At 60.3% G+C, this 16,459-nt stretch carries 16 protein-coding genes; 4 read left to right on the top strand and 12 right to left on the bottom strand.

From position 1 onward, the window contains the following. Positions 1 to 12: 12 nt before the first annotated feature. From AB7M23_RS14895 to AB7M23_RS14865, 7 genes are all read right to left on the bottom strand, one after another. Positions 13 to 507, bottom strand: coding sequence for a DUF1543 domain-containing protein (locus tag AB7M23_RS14895; protein WP_099774093.1), 495 nt, complete (start codon positions 505 to 507; stop codon positions 13 to 15). Positions 508 to 570: 63 nt separating this feature from the next. After that, on the bottom strand, positions 571 to 1,122 hold the full coding sequence (locus AB7M23_RS14890; RefSeq protein ID WP_454241175.1) for a hydrolase: 552 nt from the start codon (positions 1,120 to 1,122) through the stop codon (positions 571 to 573). Positions 1,123 to 1,208: 86 nt separating this feature from the next. Then, positions 1,209 to 1,448, bottom strand: coding sequence for a Pathogenicity locus (locus tag AB7M23_RS14885; protein WP_102052535.1), 240 nt, complete (start codon positions 1,446 to 1,448; stop codon positions 1,209 to 1,211). Between the two features lie 107 nt (positions 1,449 to 1,555). Then, on the bottom strand, positions 1,556 to 2,914 hold the full coding sequence (locus AB7M23_RS14880) for an MFS transporter (protein ID WP_454241174.1): 1,359 nt from the start codon (positions 2,912 to 2,914) through the stop codon (positions 1,556 to 1,558). A 95-nt stretch (positions 2,915 to 3,009) separates the two neighbouring features. Continuing rightward, the gene (locus tag AB7M23_RS14875) at positions 3,010 to 3,342 is read right to left on the bottom strand and encodes an NIPSNAP family protein (RefSeq protein ID WP_099774091.1); all 333 of its coding nucleotides are present in this window, start codon (positions 3,340 to 3,342) and stop codon (positions 3,010 to 3,012) included. Then, on the bottom strand, positions 3,342 to 5,090 hold the full coding sequence (locus AB7M23_RS14870) for an FAD-dependent oxidoreductase (protein WP_454241173.1): 1,749 nt from the start codon (positions 5,088 to 5,090) through the stop codon (positions 3,342 to 3,344). Before AB7M23_RS14870 ends, AB7M23_RS14875 begins: the two co-directional genes overlap by 1 nt. Before the next feature lie 80 nt (positions 5,091 to 5,170). Beyond that, positions 5,171 to 6,004, bottom strand: coding sequence for an SDR family NAD(P)-dependent oxidoreductase (locus AB7M23_RS14865; RefSeq protein WP_454241172.1), 834 nt, complete (start codon positions 6,002 to 6,004; stop codon positions 5,171 to 5,173). A 299-nt stretch (positions 6,005 to 6,303) separates the two neighbouring features. On the opposite strand from AB7M23_RS14865, the gene AB7M23_RS14860 reads away from it, so the two are divergent. Beyond that, the gene (locus AB7M23_RS14860; protein WP_454241171.1) at positions 6,304 to 7,194 is read left to right on the top strand and encodes a helix-turn-helix domain-containing protein; all 891 of its coding nucleotides are present in this window, start codon (positions 6,304 to 6,306) and stop codon (positions 7,192 to 7,194) included. Positions 7,195 to 7,328: 134 nt separating this feature from the next. Further along, on the top strand, positions 7,329 to 8,099 hold the full coding sequence (locus tag AB7M23_RS14855) for a phytanoyl-CoA dioxygenase family protein (RefSeq protein WP_454241170.1): 771 nt from the start codon (positions 7,329 to 7,331) through the stop codon (positions 8,097 to 8,099). A gap of 35 nt (positions 8,100 to 8,134) precedes the next feature. Here AB7M23_RS14855 and AB7M23_RS14850 read toward each other — a convergent pair whose 3' ends face one another. After that, positions 8,135 to 9,928 carry a sensor domain-containing diguanylate cyclase gene (locus AB7M23_RS14850; RefSeq protein ID WP_454241169.1) on the bottom strand — a complete coding sequence of 598 codons (1,794 nt, stop codon included), beginning with the start codon at positions 9,926 to 9,928 and terminating at the stop codon, positions 8,135 to 8,137. A gap of 113 nt (positions 9,929 to 10,041) precedes the next feature. Further along, the gene (locus AB7M23_RS14845; RefSeq protein WP_454241168.1) at positions 10,042 to 10,443 is read right to left on the bottom strand and encodes a hypothetical protein; all 402 of its coding nucleotides are present in this window, start codon (positions 10,441 to 10,443) and stop codon (positions 10,042 to 10,044) included. 114 nt (positions 10,444 to 10,557) lie between these two features. On the opposite strand from AB7M23_RS14845, the gene mgtA reads away from it, so the two are divergent. Continuing rightward, complete coding sequence (gene mgtA / locus AB7M23_RS14840) at positions 10,558 to 13,128, top strand: magnesium-translocating P-type ATPase (protein ID WP_454241167.1); 2,571 nt, start codon at positions 10,558 to 10,560, stop codon at positions 13,126 to 13,128. Positions 13,129 to 13,140: 12 nt separating this feature from the next. Then, positions 13,141 to 14,166 carry a lysylphosphatidylglycerol synthase transmembrane domain-containing protein gene (locus AB7M23_RS14835; protein ID WP_454241166.1) on the top strand — a complete coding sequence of 342 codons (1,026 nt, stop codon included), beginning with the start codon at positions 13,141 to 13,143 and terminating at the stop codon, positions 14,164 to 14,166. 23 nt (positions 14,167 to 14,189) lie between these two features. Here the strand turns inward: AB7M23_RS14835 and AB7M23_RS14830 are convergent, their stop codons facing one another. From AB7M23_RS14830 to AB7M23_RS14820, 3 genes are all read right to left on the bottom strand, one after another. Further along, on the bottom strand, positions 14,190 to 14,906 hold the full coding sequence (locus AB7M23_RS14830; protein ID WP_454241165.1) for a hypothetical protein: 717 nt from the start codon (positions 14,904 to 14,906) through the stop codon (positions 14,190 to 14,192). A 127-nt stretch (positions 14,907 to 15,033) separates the two neighbouring features. Continuing rightward, positions 15,034 to 15,825, bottom strand: coding sequence for a type I methionyl aminopeptidase (map, locus tag AB7M23_RS14825; RefSeq protein ID WP_454241164.1), 792 nt, complete (start codon positions 15,823 to 15,825; stop codon positions 15,034 to 15,036). Beyond that, complete coding sequence (locus AB7M23_RS14820; protein WP_065759527.1) at positions 15,822 to 16,088, bottom strand: ParD-like family protein; 267 nt, start codon at positions 16,086 to 16,088, stop codon at positions 15,822 to 15,824. Before AB7M23_RS14820 ends, map begins: the two co-directional genes overlap by 4 nt. Between the last annotated feature and the right edge of the window lie 371 nt (positions 16,089 to 16,459).

Below are 16,459 nucleotides of genomic sequence, written 5' to 3'. Positions count from 1 at the left end.
CTCACAGGCACGTCAGGAGAGAATGATGTAATCGCTGAACTGCGCAATGGGTGCATGTTCGCCCGCGACCAATTGCACGTAGCGTCCACCCACCTGATCAATCGCGATACAGTCATCGACATCCAGCACGGCATCGGTATGCGGCTTGAGCCAGTCTCGGGCCATCTGCAATTTGCCTTTGAGCCTGGCCTCCGCCGGACTGCACGCGACCACCAGCAGGTAGCGATGAGCCTCGCCAAAACTGCCCGGCTCATAACCCCCAAGGTTGATGAAGTACAAGCGTGGATCACCCGCAGCTGGCTGCAGGTCGGACCAGTGCAACACATACCCCTCAGCCCCATCAACCTCAAGCCAGGAGTCGATATGCAAGCCCTTGGGGCTGCCGAACCACTGCTCGCGCAATTGCGGATAAGCCGCCTCCAGGCTTGGGGCAACAGCGAAAACCACATCGTGAACTTCGATCTTGGCGCCGGGGTGCTTGCCCCCCAGCATGACAACAAACAACATGGCGTTCCCTACTCGAGAATGGCAGGTACGATAGGCGACACCTGCAACGCAAGGGCCTCGGTTTCAGGGCTGCTCGCCCACCAGGTAGGTTTTACTGATGTGCCGGAACTGCTCGTGACCGGCGCTGCCCAGCAACTCGAACAGCACCATTTCACGGGTGACGATCTGCGCCCCGGCAGCACGCATACGCTGCACACCGGCAGCCTGGCTCAGTGGGCTACGGCAGTCGCAGGCATCCTCGACGACAAACACCTGCTTACCCGCCTCGCACAAGTGCAGGACGGTTTGCAGTACGCAGATATGGGTCTCCATACCGCAGACAATGACCTGATCACGGCCGAGCAGGCTGGCCGGCAGGCAGTTGGCGGCCACGCAGGAAAAATGCAGTTTCTCGACCACCTCGGCATTGGGTGCCGCCTCCTTGAGTGCCGCCAGCGTCAAGCCCAGGCCTTTGGGGTACTGCTCGGAGAACACCACCGGCAAACCAAGCTCACCGGTGGCAGCCAGCAACCAGCGGGTACGGGCCACGGTGCCCGCCGGGTCAGTCACCGCGCCAATGAGTTTTTCCTGAACATCGATGACCAGCAGCGTGGCCTGGGTGGCGTCGATCAACATCGTGTGAACCCTCTGTTCAATATGGCCGCAAGCCTCGCGCAGGTGCGTTGCGTCGTCAATGCCTGCCCGCAAGCAGCGCAAACCGCTCAGCCCTGCACTGCCTTCGCCCGGGCAATCGCCGCTGCGATCGCCGCTCGCGCCTGCGGGCTGTTCTTCCAGCAACTGGAACCCACCAATGCCGCCGCCTGGGTAACGATATCCAGCGCGTTGGCCTCGCTCAGTTGAGCCAGCGAGTTAAAACCCAACTGCTCCAACCGGTCGACCACGGTGGGGCCAACGCCCTTTACATCCAGCAGCGCAGCGCGCTCATCGTGTGAAAAAGCCATATTCACCTCCCTGTGAGTGCGCAGCCGATGGCTGCGCGGTAAACCACAAGTCTAAGCGTCTCTGCGGGGCCTGCACCAGTGGCTGAACAGCCAGTAGCAGCATAGTTTCAGAGGGGCGACAGTCGCACAGCCCCGGGCCGGGCCAGAGCCGCTGCGCGCCGCCCCTGAGCATAGGTAGTCAAGGCCGTCAGCAACGCCGGAATCGCCAGTACGCTGAACACCTGCGCGAACGACCAGCCCAGGCTAAGCATCTGCGCCCCGGCAAAGGCACTGAGGATGGCACCAAAGCGACCCACACCACTCATCCAGCTGGCGCCGGTTGCGCGCGCTTCAGTCGGGTAGATCGACGCGGCCAGGGCGTTCTGGCCAACACTGCCGCCGTTGAAGCAGAACCCCGCCATCCACGCTGCGGCGCACATCAACGCAAAGTGCTGCAGGGTCTGACCGATGGCGAAAATCACCAGGCCGCCGGCCAGATAGTTGACGATCAACACCCCGTATTTGCTCCAGCGGTCCATCGCCCAACCCAGCACAAGGGAACCCACGGGGCCGCCGATCTGGAACATCGCCGTAACGATGGCTGCGTCGGCCACGCTGTAACCGCCACCCTCCTTGACCAGCGTCGGTAACCAACTGCTGAACAGGTAGACCAGAAACAGACCGAGAAAGTAACCGCTCCATAACATCAGGGTACTGAAGCGGTACTGTGCCGACAGTACGATCTGCGGAGCACTGGCATTCACGATCGCAGCCTTCGGCAGGCAGAAGGTTGAGCTGGCGCTGGCTACGCCAGGCGCCAGTTTGTCGACAATGCGACGAATGTGCGCCTGTGGTGCCTGCTTGATCACCAGGAACGTCACCGATTCTGGCAGCTTGAAGAACAGCAGCGGTGCCACCAGCAACGGCGCGACACCGCCGAGTACAAGCATGCTTTGCCAGCCGAAGTTGGGAATCATCCAGGCAGAGACAAAGCCGCCTGCGGCAGCGCCAAAGGAGAAGCCGCAGAACGCCAGGGTAATCATGAACGAGCGCTTGCGATCCGGGGCAAACTCGGAAACCAGCGTACAGGCATTGGGCATCGCTGCACCCAACCCGAGCCCCGTCAGAAAGCGCAGGATCACCATGCTGGTCAGGTCAGGGGAAAAGGCCGTGGCCAGTGTCCATAGACCGAAGAAGAACACGCTCACCACCAGCACAATCTTGCGCCCATAGCGATCAGCCAAAGGCCCGGCCACCAGCGCCCCCAATGCCAGACCAATCAGCGCGGCACTCAGTACCGGGCCCAGGTCCTGATGACTGAGGCCCCAGTCCATTTTCAATTGTGGGGCGATAAACCCCATGATCGCCACATCGAAGCCATCCAGGGCGATGATCAGGAAGCCAAGAAAAACCACCCACTTTTGATAAGCCCCGACGGGCCGGTTGTTGATCAATTCACGCACGTCTATTGCTTGAACTTTATCCACCACGTTCACCTCTATTTTGTAGGGGTGCTCGACAGCCAAGCTGCGGCACCCGCTTTTTTATTGTTGAAGCGATTCGCACGGCATTGTTGGCCTGGTTACAACAGGTTGAGGCTCTGGAAATGCACGGGCTTGATGATGCGTGTCTCCTGAGCCACGATCAGGTGCGCCGATGCCTGTAGATAAGCCGCGAACGTCTCGTCACGGTCACGCGCCGCACTACGTTTCTCAAAGTCGTCCAGGCTGTCATAACCCCATAGATGCACCACTTGATTAAGCGGCCCGATGCAACTGCTGTAGAACGCCAGAGGCGCCCCCAGGTGTTTGAGCAGAACAGGCATGGCCAGACGTTCGAATACCTCGATGAATTCGGCCATACCGCGGGGCTTGATGGTGTAGATGCGGTGATCGACGATGGCTTTGTGGTTCATCATGCAACCTCCTGTTGTGAGGGTTTGTCCGCCTGCGGCCTGAAGCTCTGCGCCAGGTGCTGAGCGGTGATGTAGCCAAAGGTCATGATCGGCCCCAAGGTAATGCCTGCGCCCGGGTAGTTGCCGCCCATGATGCTCGCGCGGTCATTGCCGACGGCATACAGCCCGGGAATGGCTGCGCCTGTCTCGTTGAGCACTTCACCCACAACGCTGGTCTTGATCCCGTCAAACGTACCCAGGTCACCCATGATGACCTTCACCGCGTAGTACGGACCTTTACCGATCGGCGCCACGCACGGATTCGGCTGATGCTGTGGGTCCGCCAGGTAGCGGTTGAAGCAGGTGCTGCCGCGACCGAATTCGCGGTCTTCGCCCTGTTCCGCGCCGAGGTTGTACTGCCTCACCGTCTGCTCCAGCCCAGCAGCTTCGATACCCGCCTTGCGGGCCAATTCAGCCAGGCTGTCACCCTTGAGCAGGTAGCCATTGCGCAGTAGAGGGCCAAGTGGCATCGGCGCCGGCTTGGCATAACCGAGGCCATACTTGGCCATGGCTTGAGCATCACAGACCAGCCACATGGCCGTTTCACGCTCATCTGCACAGGCGCGTATGAGCGCCGCGCCGACGTCATGGTAGGAATTGGACTCGTTGGTAAAGCGCTGACCGTTGCGCAGCACACCGATGACCCCAGGCTTGTAGCGATCCAGCAGGTGCGGGAAAGCGGTGAACCTGCCATCGCCCATAGGTACCTTGGACACGGGCATCCAGGCGGCGGCATCCTTGAAGCGAATCTCAAGCTGGCCACCGACCGCTTCGGCCATGCGCGCACCATCGCCGGTGTTGCCACTTGGCACTGGCGAAAAGTGCTCGCTGCCACGTTTGACGTGAGGGTAGGCCTGCTTGAGGCGCTGCAGGTCATGCGAAAAGCCACCGCCGGCCAGCACCACCCCACACCGCGCATCAATACGCCACTCACCGTGCACGCTGTTAAGCAGCGCGCCACTCACTCGCCCCCGCTCCTGCAACAGTTGGCGCGCTGCCGTCTGTGTATGGATGGGTATACCCAGGTCCAGCGCAGACTTGGCCAGGCGCGCCGCCAGGGCGTTGCCGCTGGTGACGTTGATGCCGCGACGGTACAACAGCAGCTCTTTGATGTGCGTTGCCAGACGCCTGGCCACATAGATGAACGAGGTCAGCGACTTGGTGGCATTGAAGAAGTGCTTCAGGTCGGCGTTCGAGGAATTGAACATCATGCCAATGAACGTGATGGTCTTCAGCGGCGGACGCAATCTGGCCATGTCGGCCCCAAGCTGACGGATATCAAAAGGCGCGGCCAGGATCGAACGACCGATATCAACCCCTCCAGCCACGTCAGGGTGATAGTCCGGGTACAGCGTCGGCATGAATTTGACGGTCGTCTCACGCTCGAAAAACGACACCATGGCCGGTGCATTGTCGAGGAAGGCGTCAACCGCCTCGGCGTCAAAATAATCGCCGGTTTCATTGCGCAGGTAAGTCCGCGCAGCTTCGCGGCTATCCTGAATACCACTGGCACTGGCCTGCGGGTTACAGGGTACCCACAACACACCACCGGAAAACGCCGTGGTGCCGCCGAAGAAGGCCTCCTTCTCCACTACGATCACATCCAGGCCCTGCTTCTTGGCGACAATCGCAGTGGCCAGGCCACCCGCACCTGCGCCGATCACCAGCACATCGCAGGTCTGTGTCGCCGTCGAACTCATTCGTGTCATTGTCGTTATCTCCGTGTTCATGTCCCGCAGGCAAGCGCCCGCCGCGCACTGGCGTGCGCAACGTTGCAGGCTCGACTGGGCTAGCGGCGGGTGGCCGGGGATTCGTAACCGGGACGCGGAATCAACGCCATCAACATGCTTTCGAGGCCGCCGTCGACGGTCAGCTCGGTAGCATTGACATAGTTGGCCCGTGGGCTGGCGAGAAACAGCGCGGCATTGGCAATATCGCTGGGCAGGCCAATACGCTGATTGGCCGTCATCGCCTTACGCTGCTGCTCGACCTTGGGGTCGGCGTAGAACGCTGCAGACAGCGGCGTGTGAATCAGCCCAGGGCAGATCGCATTACTGCGAATACCCTGCGGCCCCCACTCGGCGGCAAGCTGCCGTGAAAGCATACTCACCCCGGCCTTCGCCGCACTGTAGGCACCACTGTGGGTCTGCGGAAAATGAGCAGCGATCGAGGAGATATGCACGAGGCTGCCCGCCTGATTGGCCAGCATCAGCCGCCCGAACGCCTGGGAGCACAACAGGTAACCGGTGAGGTTGACCTCCAGCAACCGATTCCAGCTCGCCAGGCTGATGTCTGCAAGGCTGCCGGGTTGCAGCACACTGGCATTGTTGATCAGCACGTCACAACGCCCAAAGCGCTCGCTGACCCAGTCGGCGGCACGCTGCACACTCTGCGAGTCGGCGATATCGCAGCTCAGAGCCACCACCTCAGTGGCAGACGTTTCGGACAACGAGGCCGCCAGAGCCTGGCAGCCGTCGTCATCGCGATCGAGCAACACCACTTGGGCCCGTTGTTCCACCAACGCACGGGCGATGGCCGCGCCTATGCCGCCGGCAGCGCCGGTGATCACACAGACGGCGGACTCCAGGCCCAACCAGTTGCTCGCTTGATTATTGTTATTCATGACGCTCTCCAGCATGTCTCGAAGGCGCGGCGGCGCAGCAAGCCGCCATCGTTGCGCGGCACCGGGCCGCGACTGACGCGAAAGGGAAGCCAGGCAGCTCCTTCACGTGAGCCAGAGCATAGGGGCATCAGGTGCTTGGTCAGAATGGACAAAACCCACAACCAACCAGACTTTTTCGACAATTGCGCACCCGCACCCGGCCTGATGCTGCACCTGGCAGACAGAGTTGCCTGATGCCCTGAAGGTTGGTTAGGGTAAAAGTACCGAGGACCTGACGGTCGAGAGTACTCATAACAACAATGAACAAGATCCCCAACTACGCCCTCTACGGTGAATCACCTCAGCCGGCATGGCATGAATCCTTGCATGTGGAGTCGATTTCCAAGCGCTCCGGCGCCCACGACTGGGAAATCTCAGCGCATCGCCACGAGGGTCTGCTGCAGATCCTCTACCTGCAGAGCGGCGCCGGTGAAGTCCTGCTGGACAATGTCAAAGTCAGCATCCAGGCCCCCTGCATACTGTTCATCCCCACGCAGATCGTGCATGGTTTCTCTTGGGCCGGGGCGGTCGAGGGGCATGTTATAACGGCCGTGCAACACCCGTTGGAAAGCATCACCCGCATGCTATGCCCGACGCTGTTACCGCAACTGCTCAAACCACAGGTGATAGCCATCCCGCACTGGTCACCTGCGCAAGACCCACTCCTCCCGCTGTGCCTGGCCTTGTACGAGGAGTACCACAATCGCGCCCGCGAGCATGTCGCCTGCAGCATGTCGCTGCTGCTGGCCCTGGTGATCCAGTTCATGCGTTTCAGCGCGGCAGGCGATCCTTCACCCGCAACCGCTAACACCCGTCGCAGCCAGCAAGTGACCAGCTTTCGTGAGCTGGTAGACGTGCATTTTCGCCAGCATCGCTCGCTCAACGATTACGCCGATGAACTTGGCGTCACCGCGGCTACCCTCGGTCGACTGTGCCAGGAGCAACTGGGGATGACACCAATGACCGTAATCAATGCTCGCTTGGTGCTCGAAGCCAAACGCGAGCTGGCCCATTCCAGTCAGAGCGTGAAGCAGATCGCACACGGCCTGGGCTTCAGCGATGTCGGCTATTTCAGCAGGTTCTTCCGCAAACACGTCCAGTCCAGCCCCATAGAGTTCCGCAACCGGGCGCAAACACCGACAGGGCCTTGATGCCCCCTGCCATGCTCACAGCGCCTATCGTTCTGAATCAACGGTCATCTCAGTGTGGTGTGGATGCGCCTGGCACAGCACCGCGCAGGGGGCCAGTATGAAGGCGTGCTTTCCGCGTTATACAGGGACACGCCATGGCCACCACCGACCTCTTGCCCACACAGACCGCCAGCCGCCTGGCAGCATTGCATCGAGACGGCTTCGTACTGCTGCCCGGCGTGCTGAACGCTGCGCAAATCGCCACCCTGCGTGCTGCAATCGATAATCTCAAGCCCCAACACTGGGATTACAGCGGCCTGCTTGAACATTACAAATGCGTGTTCAACCGCGACCCCCTGTGGTTGCCGTTTCTCGACCTGAGCGGGGTTATCGAACTGGCCGAAGCAGCCCTGGGCGAGGATTGTCACATCATTGGCCAGACCGCCTGGCGCTGCCATCCTGGCTTCATCGGCGCTGCACTGCACCTGGACTACCTGGCCATGGCCCTGCCGCAAAACCTGCTGGCCGAGCCTGCATTCGAGTTGCCAATGCAGATCTGTACCGCACATCTGTACCTGGACACGATCGATGCCGACCTCAGCCCCACGCGAGTAATACCGGGAAGCCACCGCGCCGGGCGACCACCGGCGGCAGGTGAAAATGAGTGGCAAGGCAAACCGGCACAGCCGGTGCTGTGCGAGGCCGGGGACGTGCTGATGTTTCGCAGCGAGCTGTGGCATGCCGGCAGCGACAACCGCACCCTCGACCGCACCCGCTACCTGCTGCAAGTGCATTATGGCCGACGCATGGTGGCCCAGAAGTTTTCACCCTACCTGTACTGGCGCTTCAACCCTGCAGTCGTGGACGCGGCCACACCACGGCAACGGCGCCTGCTGGGTGAACATGAAGAAGCGGAGTACGACTGAGCCGCTGGCGTTTACCTGTGTAACCCGCGCACCGGTCAATAGCACTCGATACGGTTACGGCCGTTTTTCTTGGCCCGGTACAACGCCTCATCACTCCGCGACAACGCGGCATCGGCACTGGTGTCACTGGGCATGATGGCCGCAACCCCCACGCTGACGGTCAGAGGAATGCGCTGGTCGCCAACCCGCAATGGGGTCTCGGTAATACGCTGCTGCAATAACTGAGCAAAAGCGCTCGCCTGTGCGATGTCCTTGCCACTCAGCACAACGGCGAATTCTTCACCCCCCACGCGGCCCACCAGGTCCCATTCGCTGAGCTGATCCCGCACGATGGCTGCAAAATGCCTGAGCGCCTGATCGCCGACAGCATGCCCCCATTGATCGTTGATCAATTTGAAATGATCAAGGTCACACATCAACACGGCTGAGTGACGGTCAAGGGCACGTTGCACCTTCATCAACTCAGCCTCGATCTGCATCATGAAATGCCGGCGGTTGGGCAGTTGGGTAAGAAAGTCCACGGTGGCGAACTCATGAAGCTCTGCCTCGATCCGCTTACGCTCGGTAATATCGGTGATGAATCCGTGCCAGAGGGTGCTGCCATCCGCTAGCCGAACAGGCCGGGCATCACCTTGGCGCCAGCGCAAGCCTTGTCGGGGCAACCAGACGCGGTACTCGAAATGCCACGGTGTCAGGCTTGCTGCCGACACATCAAACGACATCCGGTAACCCGGAAGGTCATCGGGATGAATGAGCCGATTGACGGGCGCATCGTTGGCGGCGACCTGCTCCGGCGTCAGCTCATACATGTCCTGAATACCGGCACTGGCATAGGAGAACGACGAGTCGCCCGCGGGCGTGCGTTGGTACTGGAAGACCAGCCCGGGCACTTCATTGGTCAGGTTGGTGAGCAGGTCGACCGTCTGCTGCAATCGCTCCGACATGCCACGGATGGCTGAAATGTCAGTGGTGGTTCCGATCATTCGTAGCGGTGTACCGTCGGCGTCGCGGCTGACCACCCGGCCCCGACTGGAAATCCATTTGTAGCGGCCATCCTTGCAGCGAATACGGTGTTCGACTTCGTAGTTTGCTGTCTGCTGCGCAAAGTGCGCGCGAATGGCAGCCCTCACGTAATCGACGTCATCCGGGTGGATACGCGTGTAACTGTCTTCAATACGATTGGAAATCTCGGCATCGGCATAGCCCAGAATGGCCTTCCAGCCCGCGGAGTAATAGATTTCACCGGCCTGAATGTCGCGATCCCAGATACCGGTTCCGCTACCGGCGATAGCCAGCGTCATGCGGCGCTCGCCTTCGCGCAGGGTGTTGACCTCCTCCTCCAGGCGAGCCTGTGTGCCATCACGCGCGATGATCTCGGCAGCCAAACGGGCCAGGTCGCGCAGAAATGCCTGGTCCTCTGCAGTCATGTCCCGAGGGGCGTCATCAAGCAGGCAAAAAAAACCAACCGACTCTGCCGCTGGGGTGATGACCCGGCAGCCGGCCAGAAAACGCACCGGCCGGTTGCAGGTGTCGTGCAATGGCCTGCGAAAACGCCCGTCTGCAACGGTATCGGGGATCACCAATACATCATTATTCGGGGAAAAGTATCGACCCAGCGAAAACACATCAGGCAGCCCTGACAGCGCCCTGCCCTCATGCGTATCCGCCCACAAGCCACTTACTGCTTCAGGCAGGAACAAGGCATCGACAACCCCAAAATGGCCGCGGGCGATACGTAGAAGACTGTCAAAACGCTTGTCCGGCAACATGCCTGGCGCATTTGCGGGTCTGCACAGGCCAAGCTCTTGAGGTTTGATATGACTCAGCATGTTCAGCTCTGTCGATACTGCCGAAACGGCGAGCACAATTTATACCGCATATCCAAAGGAATGGCTTTTTGCTGGCACGTCTTGCCGAGCCAATTCAGTGTCCCACGGGTACCTCAAGCATCACGCAGAAGGTCGTGGGCATTGAGCAACTCATAGGCAATCTCGGGGCGACGCTCCAATGCCCGGCGGATAGCGGCAGGAATCGATTGGCGAGTTTTACGGCACAGCCCGGTTTGCGCACCGATATGAATACCGATGCCGCGCATGGTACGCACTTCATTGACGCCCGGGGCAATATCCAGACGGATGCCCAGTTGTTCATGCATACGCCGCTTCATACGCTCAAGGTCAGCGAGGCTCTCAAGGTTTTCCAGGCGCTCGAGCAGGCGCTTTTCCTCCTGGCGGGTCAGGAGCAGGATGCGCTGATCGGCACCAGGACTGTCCAGCAACTGTTCGCGGTCACAGTCGCAGGCACCGGGTGGACAGGGTTGGCGGATCGGAAAAGAGGCTGTCATGGCGTTCAATCATAGCCATGCGCAGCTTCCTTTGCCTATGACACCTGATCGGACGCCACCCTGTTCACGCGAACTACACTGACTGCGACCAGGTTCATGACAGAGGGCACTGACATGGCGAACAGTGCACCAAGCACAGCATGGTGGCTGGAGCCGATTCCAACTGAGGCCAGTTCGACCCTCACCTCAGGGCTTTCGGCTGCCGAAGCAAAACGCCGCCTGACGCAATTCGGCCCCAATGCTTTTATCAGCACACAGCAACGGTCGATCCTGCGTCAGTACCTGAGCCGCTTCAGCAACCCGCTGGTGATCATTCTGCTGGCCGCCAGCGCCATCTCGGCCCTCAGCGGCGAGGTGGTGAATTTCGTCATCATCAGTTGCATCGTCATGCTTAGCGTGACGCTGGACTTTGTCCAGGAGTACCGCGCCAATGCCGCCGCCGAGAAACTGCGCCATACCGTCGCGGTACGTACCCGTGTGCGCCGTGATGGCACGACACAGGAGATCGCCGTAACCGAGGTTGTACCGGGGGATGTCGTGGAACTTAGCGCCGGCGATCTGATTCCCGCAGATGCCCGGGTGATCGAGGCCCGCGACTTTTTCGTGAAGCAGGCCCTGTTGACCGGCGAACCCTACCCTGTTGAGAAACACGCACAGCTGCCACCAGCGTCGGCCACAGAACTGGCCGACGCGAGCAATGCGGTATTTATGGGCACCTCGGTCATCAGCGGGAGCGCCACGGTATGGCTGGTCAAAACGGGGGCACAAACGGCCATCGGCGCCATTGCCGACAGCGTCTCCCGCCAGTCTGCGCCCACTGCGTTTGAGCTGGGCACACGCCACTTCGGTTTGCTGATCATGCGCCTGACGGTGCTGATGGTGTTGTTCGTGCTGCTGGTCAATGTCGCGCTGCACAAACCCCTTCTGGAATCGTTCATTTTCGCGGTCGCATTAGCCGTCGGCCTGACCCCTGAGCTGCTACCCATGGTGGTGTCAGTGACGCTTTCACGCGGCGCACTGCGCATGGCGAGCAAGGACATGATCGTCAAACGCCTCTCGGCGATCCAGGACCTGGGTTCTATGGACGTCCTGTGTACCGACAAGACCGGCACCTTGACCGAAGCGGTCATCCACCTGGAGCGGCATGTCGACCCACTGGGCCAGCCTAGCGACCGCCCGTTGATGCTGGCTTATTTCAACAGCCACTTTGAAACCGGGCTGAAAAGCCCGCTCGATGAGGCCATTCTTGCCACCAGCCACTTCGACCCGGGCACCTGGAGCAAGGTTGATGAGGTGCCCTTCGACTTTGAGCGTCGACGTGTCTCCGTACTGATCGACAACGGCCAGGAGCGCTGGCTGCTGGTCAAAGGCGCACCGGACGACGTGATCGGGCTGTGCACCCACTATGAAAGCGGCCCCGATGCCCAGGCCCGGCCCATGAGCGAGGCCGACCGGCTAGCGATTCATACCCAGTATCACGCGTTGGAACAGGAAGGCCTGCGGGTGCTGGGTATCGCCTGGCGTACGGTAGAGCAAACCCATGCCCATGCCGTCGTAGGCGATGAGGCGCAGTTGATACTGGTCGGCTTTTGCGCCTTTATCGACCCACCGAAAGCCAGCGCAGGTGCAGCGCTGTCTGCATTGGCCAGAGTGGGTGTGTCGATCAAGATTGTGACCGGCGACAGTGACCTGGTCACACAGCATGTCTGCGAGCAGTTGAACATTCCCGTGACCGGCCTGCTGACTGGCAAGGAAATCGCCCTGCTGGACGACCATGCCCTGCGTGCCCGTGTCGAAACCGCCAACCTGTTCTGCCGGGTCAATCCCGGGCAGAAAGAACGCGTGCTGCTGGCACTGCGCGCCCGGGGTCATGTCGTCGGCTACCTGGGCGACGGTATCAACGACGCGCCATCGCTGCACGCGGCCGATGTCGGCATCTCGGTAGACTCGGCGGTCGATGTTGCCAAGGAAGCCGCTGACATCATCCTGCTCAAGCCAGACCTGCATGTGCTGCTGTCCGGGGTACTGGAAGGTCGGCGTACCTTCGGCAATATCCTCAAGTACATCATGATGGGCACCAGCTCAAACTTCGGCAACATGTTCAGCATGGCCGGCGCAGCGCTGTTTCTGCCGTTTCTTCCGATGTTGCCGACACAGATCCTGCTCAACAACATCCTTTACGACATCTCCGAGGTGCCGATCCCACTGGACAAGGTCGACACCGAGGACATGCGCCACCCACAGGTGCTGGACCTGGCCTTTATCCGCAACTTCATGCTGATCATTGGGCCGATCAGCTCACTGTTCGACTTCCTGACCTTCTACATCATGCTGCAGGTTCTAAAGGCCAATGAAGGGCTGTTCCAGACCGGCTGGTTTGTTGAGTCGCTGTGCACCCAGGTCTTGGTGATCTTTATCATCCGCACCCGTGGCAACCCCCTAAAGAGCCGCGCCAACCCGGTACTCACCGTGACCTCGCTGACGGTCGTCGCACTGGCACTGGCACTGCCCTACTCACCCTTGAACCACTATTTCGGCTTCGTACCGCTGCCCCCGGCCTTCTACGCCATTCTCGGGGCCATGGTGCTGGTCTATCTGATGATGGTCGAACTGGCCAAACGCTTTTTCTACCACTACATACAACGAGCTAAAGCCAGGCCTCGTCCTGCTCGCCCATTGATCTAGCCAGCGTGAAACATGAGCAGCCCTGACAACCCGCACAACAGCCGCTCGTCCTCGGCCCTGCGCAGTATGCGTTCACGTGGTGTGCTTTGGAGTTCCTGGCTTTTGGGAGCCGCATCACTTGCAGGGGTCGTGGCCGTCGCACTGCATCTCTCGGAAGCACAGAGCCTGCTCCAGTTGAGTCAACAAGTGCAGCCTGGCTGGTTCGTTCTGGCGCTGGCCTTGCAAGCCATGACCTATGTGGTTCAGGGGCAGATTTATCGGCGAATCACGCGCACCGGTCATGCCCGACTGTCATTGATGAAAGCCTGCAGGCTGGGGCTACTCAAACTGTTCTTCGATCAGGCCCTACCGACCTATGGCGTCAGCGGCGCCGTCGCCGTGAGCACGGCCTTTGAGCGCCTCGGCATATCACGCCCAGTGGTGATCTCCTGCTTTGTCATCAGCATGTTCTCCTACATGCTTGCCTACGTAGTGGCCATCGCCTGGGCGCTGGTCATCCTGATCGTGGACGGGCATGCAAGCCCCCTGCTGATCACCGCCTGTACGCTGTTCACCGTGGGCAGCCTGGCCGTGGTCGTCGGCCTGGCCTTGTTGCAAGGGCATCAACCCACACGCGCATTGAACGGCATCACCCGGTACCGCTGGGTCAAACACAGCCTCGACACCCTGAACGAAGCCGACGCAGGCTTGACCCGTAACCCGCACCTATTGACTACCACGACCCTGCTGGACCTGAGCATTTTCCTCCTGGACGCCACCACCCTCTGGGCGCTGGTGCTATCCATGGGAGCCCATGCCGACTGGAGCGGCGTGTATGCCGCCTTCATGCTGGCCAGCCTGTTGCGCAGTATCGGCATAACGCCCGGCGGGCTGGGCGTATTTGAAGGCGGCGCGGTCAGTGCCCTGCATTGGGCGGGCATTGCACTGCCCGTGGCACTCTCCGCGACGCTGCTGTTTCGCGGCCTGAGTTTCTGGGCGCCGATGCTGCCGGGCATACTGGTATCGCGTAGCGCGCTGCGAGAGAGGAGCCCGCAGTAGCCAACAGGTGATTCACTAGCCGGTCAGTCTTTTCCGCGCCCCATCATATCTTGGCCGACCGCGATAGACCCACCGGCCACGACCGTGACAGCGGGCCCTGCGACCACGGCCCCCGCGGGTCCACTGCCAACAATAATCGCAGCAGCAGCACCGACGTCCAGGGCAATGACGGCGATACCCTTCCAGCGCCATGCTGACCTTTCTGCCAACGCCGCGACCTGAGCCTGTTCGACGGCCTTGTCTTCCAAGTCCTGCAACTCGACAGCGCTTTTACAGAAGTCATCCTTCACACGCCCCATGGCATCGATCATGACCTTGGGATCAACCTTGTTGGACACACTGGAGCGGTACTTGCTCAAGGCGTCCACCAGGCTCTTGGTGGCGCGCTCATCTAGCCCGGCCCTTTCAAACGTCCGCTGTTCGATGGCCAGAAAACGCAGGTTGAACAGCTCAATATCACGCACCCACTTCGCCCGTTCGGGTGCGGTATCCGGCATCGTATTCGCAACGGCAAACAGCCCTTCGTAAAACCTCTGATCCATCAGCAACTGTTTCAACGCGTCACACGCAATGGTGCTGACTTTGATCAGGTCCTTGCGACTGGGCGTCGGGGACTCGGACAGTATCGCGGTAATCCTGTTGGTGCCGTCGACAATGTACGGAAAAGCGGGCCCCTGTTCTTCAGCGAAAGCGCACGACAGGGCAGCTATCATGCCCAACAGCACCATCAGGTTGCGCATTTCAATTACCCGTCAGGACGTTTAGTACGCGTGGTCGGTAAACCCCAGGAAAGCCTGACTGCTGATCAAAGGCTTCCCTGAACTATAGCGCGTGCTCGCCTCGACGCCTGCACATCGGCGCCCACCTTCAAACAGTCGCCGAATTGCCCTGCGCACCCTCCGGCCAGGGCGTCAGCACCTCAACGCCGTTCTCGGTCACCGCAACCATGTGCTCCCACTGCGCCGACAGCGAGCGGTCGGTGGTGATGACCGTCCAGCCATCGCCGAGGGTGCGCACATGCCGCTTACCGGCATTGAGCATCGGCTCGATGGTGAACACCATGCCAGGCTTGAGCGTCAGCCCCTGCCCCGGCGTACCGTAGTGCAACACCTGTGGTTCGTCGTGATAGACCTTGCCGATACCGTGCCCGCAGTACTCGCGTACGACACTGTAGCCGGCCTGCTCGGCCACGCGCTGGATGGCATGGCCGACATCACCCAGCGTAGCGCCCGGGCGCACGGCGCGAATGCCGGCGCACATTGCGTCATAGGTGGTGCTGACCAGACGTTCAGCTTCAGGCCGGGGCTTGCCGACGAAATACATGCGGCTGGTGTCACCGAACCAGCCGTCCTTGATGACCGCGATGTCGATGTTGACGATATCGCCCTCTTCCAGCGGCTTGTCCGAGGGAATGCCGTGGCAGACCACATGGTTGACCGACGCACAGATGGTTTTCGGGAAGCCGTGGTAACCGACGTTGGCCGGTATGGCCTTCTGTACGTTGACGATGTAGTCATGGCACAGACGGTCCAGCTCATTGGTCGAAACGCCCGGTTTGACGTGCGGCGCAATCATCGCCAATACCTCGGCAGCCAGTGTTCCGGCCACACGCGCCATGGCAATTTCGGCGGGTGTCTTGAGGGTAATTTTCTTGCTCATTGTCCAGCCTCCACGGCGGTTTTGACGCGGGCGCCAGATGCAGCAGCGGCCAGTGCAGAAAGCTGGCCCAAATGCAGGCCACCCGCCTGTTCGGCACGAATCAGCAGGCGGCAGATTGCGCTGTGATCTAGTTCTGGGTGCAGCTCGGCCAACATGCCAATGCGCATCCAGTGCTCGGCTTGCGCATTGATCGAGCGGCTCAGTGCATTGCTGGCAAGGCGCAGATCTTCATGCATCTGTTCTGAAATCTTGACGATACCCACGATGAGGCTCCGTATATGCAACGTATACGTTTCATACGCTAACAAAGGCACGGCAATTTCTGCAATGTTCCTCGCTCCACGGCCTATGCTCAAATCGACGCCCTACCCCTCAGCCCGGCTGCACAGCACAAACGCAACCTGCCTCCTGCCCCAGCGTCAAGGGCAGTACCCGGCACGTGCGTACCAGGACACACCTTTCTCGTATTTTTTCAAAGACAGGCCCCGGCAAAGTGTGGCATTAGTAATGTAACCGCCTGAACACACAGTGCTTTCAGGTTACTGGCAACAACCCGACGAGGTATCAGCCATAACCTGAACGCACATTTGACGGAGGACCTGAGAACCGTGTTTGCGTTATCGCCCGAGCGCTT

This window comes from Pseudomonas sp. HLS-6 TE3448, assembly GCF_053629555.1.
Note: the sequence above shows the minus strand (reverse complement) of the source record. Positions and strands in the feature narration are given on the sequence as shown.

Bases quoted from the DNA above. Each gene is read 5' to 3' on its own strand.
- AB7M23_RS14890 (WP_454241175.1), bottom strand. From the start codon at position 1,122: ATGTTGATCGACGCCACCCAGGCCACGCTGCTGGTCATCGATGTTCAG.
- AB7M23_RS14855 (WP_454241170.1), top strand. From the start codon at position 7,329: ATGGCCACCACCGACCTCTTGCCCACACAGACCGCCAGCCGCCTGGCA.
- mgtA (WP_454241167.1), top strand. From the start codon at position 10,558: ATGGCGAACAGTGCACCAAGCACAGCATGGTGGCTGGAGCCGATTCCA.
- AB7M23_RS14860 (WP_454241171.1), top strand. From the start codon at position 6,304: ATGAACAAGATCCCCAACTACGCCCTCTACGGTGAATCACCTCAGCCG.
- AB7M23_RS14845 (WP_454241168.1), bottom strand. From the start codon at position 10,443: ATGACAGCCTCTTTTCCGATCCGCCAACCCTGTCCACCCGGTGCCTGC.
- AB7M23_RS14870 (WP_454241173.1), bottom strand. From the start codon at position 5,090: ATGACACGAATGAGTTCGACGGCGACACAGACCTGCGATGTGCTGGTG.
- AB7M23_RS14835 (WP_454241166.1), top strand. From the start codon at position 13,141: ATGAGCAGCCCTGACAACCCGCACAACAGCCGCTCGTCCTCGGCCCTG.
- AB7M23_RS14850 (WP_454241169.1), bottom strand. From the start codon at position 9,928: ATGCTGAGTCATATCAAACCTCAAGAGCTTGGCCTGTGCAGACCCGCA.
- AB7M23_RS14865 (WP_454241172.1), bottom strand. From the start codon at position 6,004: ATGAATAACAATAATCAAGCGAGCAACTGGTTGGGCCTGGAGTCCGCC.
- AB7M23_RS14895 (WP_099774093.1), bottom strand. From the start codon at position 507: ATGTTGTTTGTTGTCATGCTGGGGGGCAAGCACCCCGGCGCCAAGATC.
- map (WP_454241164.1), bottom strand. From the start codon at position 15,825: ATGAGCAAGAAAATTACCCTCAAGACACCCGCCGAAATTGCCATGGCG.
- AB7M23_RS14885 (WP_102052535.1), bottom strand. From the start codon at position 1,448: ATGGCTTTTTCACACGATGAGCGCGCTGCGCTGCTGGATGTAAAGGGC.
- AB7M23_RS14875 (WP_099774091.1), bottom strand. From the start codon at position 3,342: ATGAACCACAAAGCCATCGTCGATCACCGCATCTACACCATCAAGCCC.
- AB7M23_RS14830 (WP_454241165.1), bottom strand. From the start codon at position 14,906: ATGCGCAACCTGATGGTGCTGTTGGGCATGATAGCTGCCCTGTCGTGC.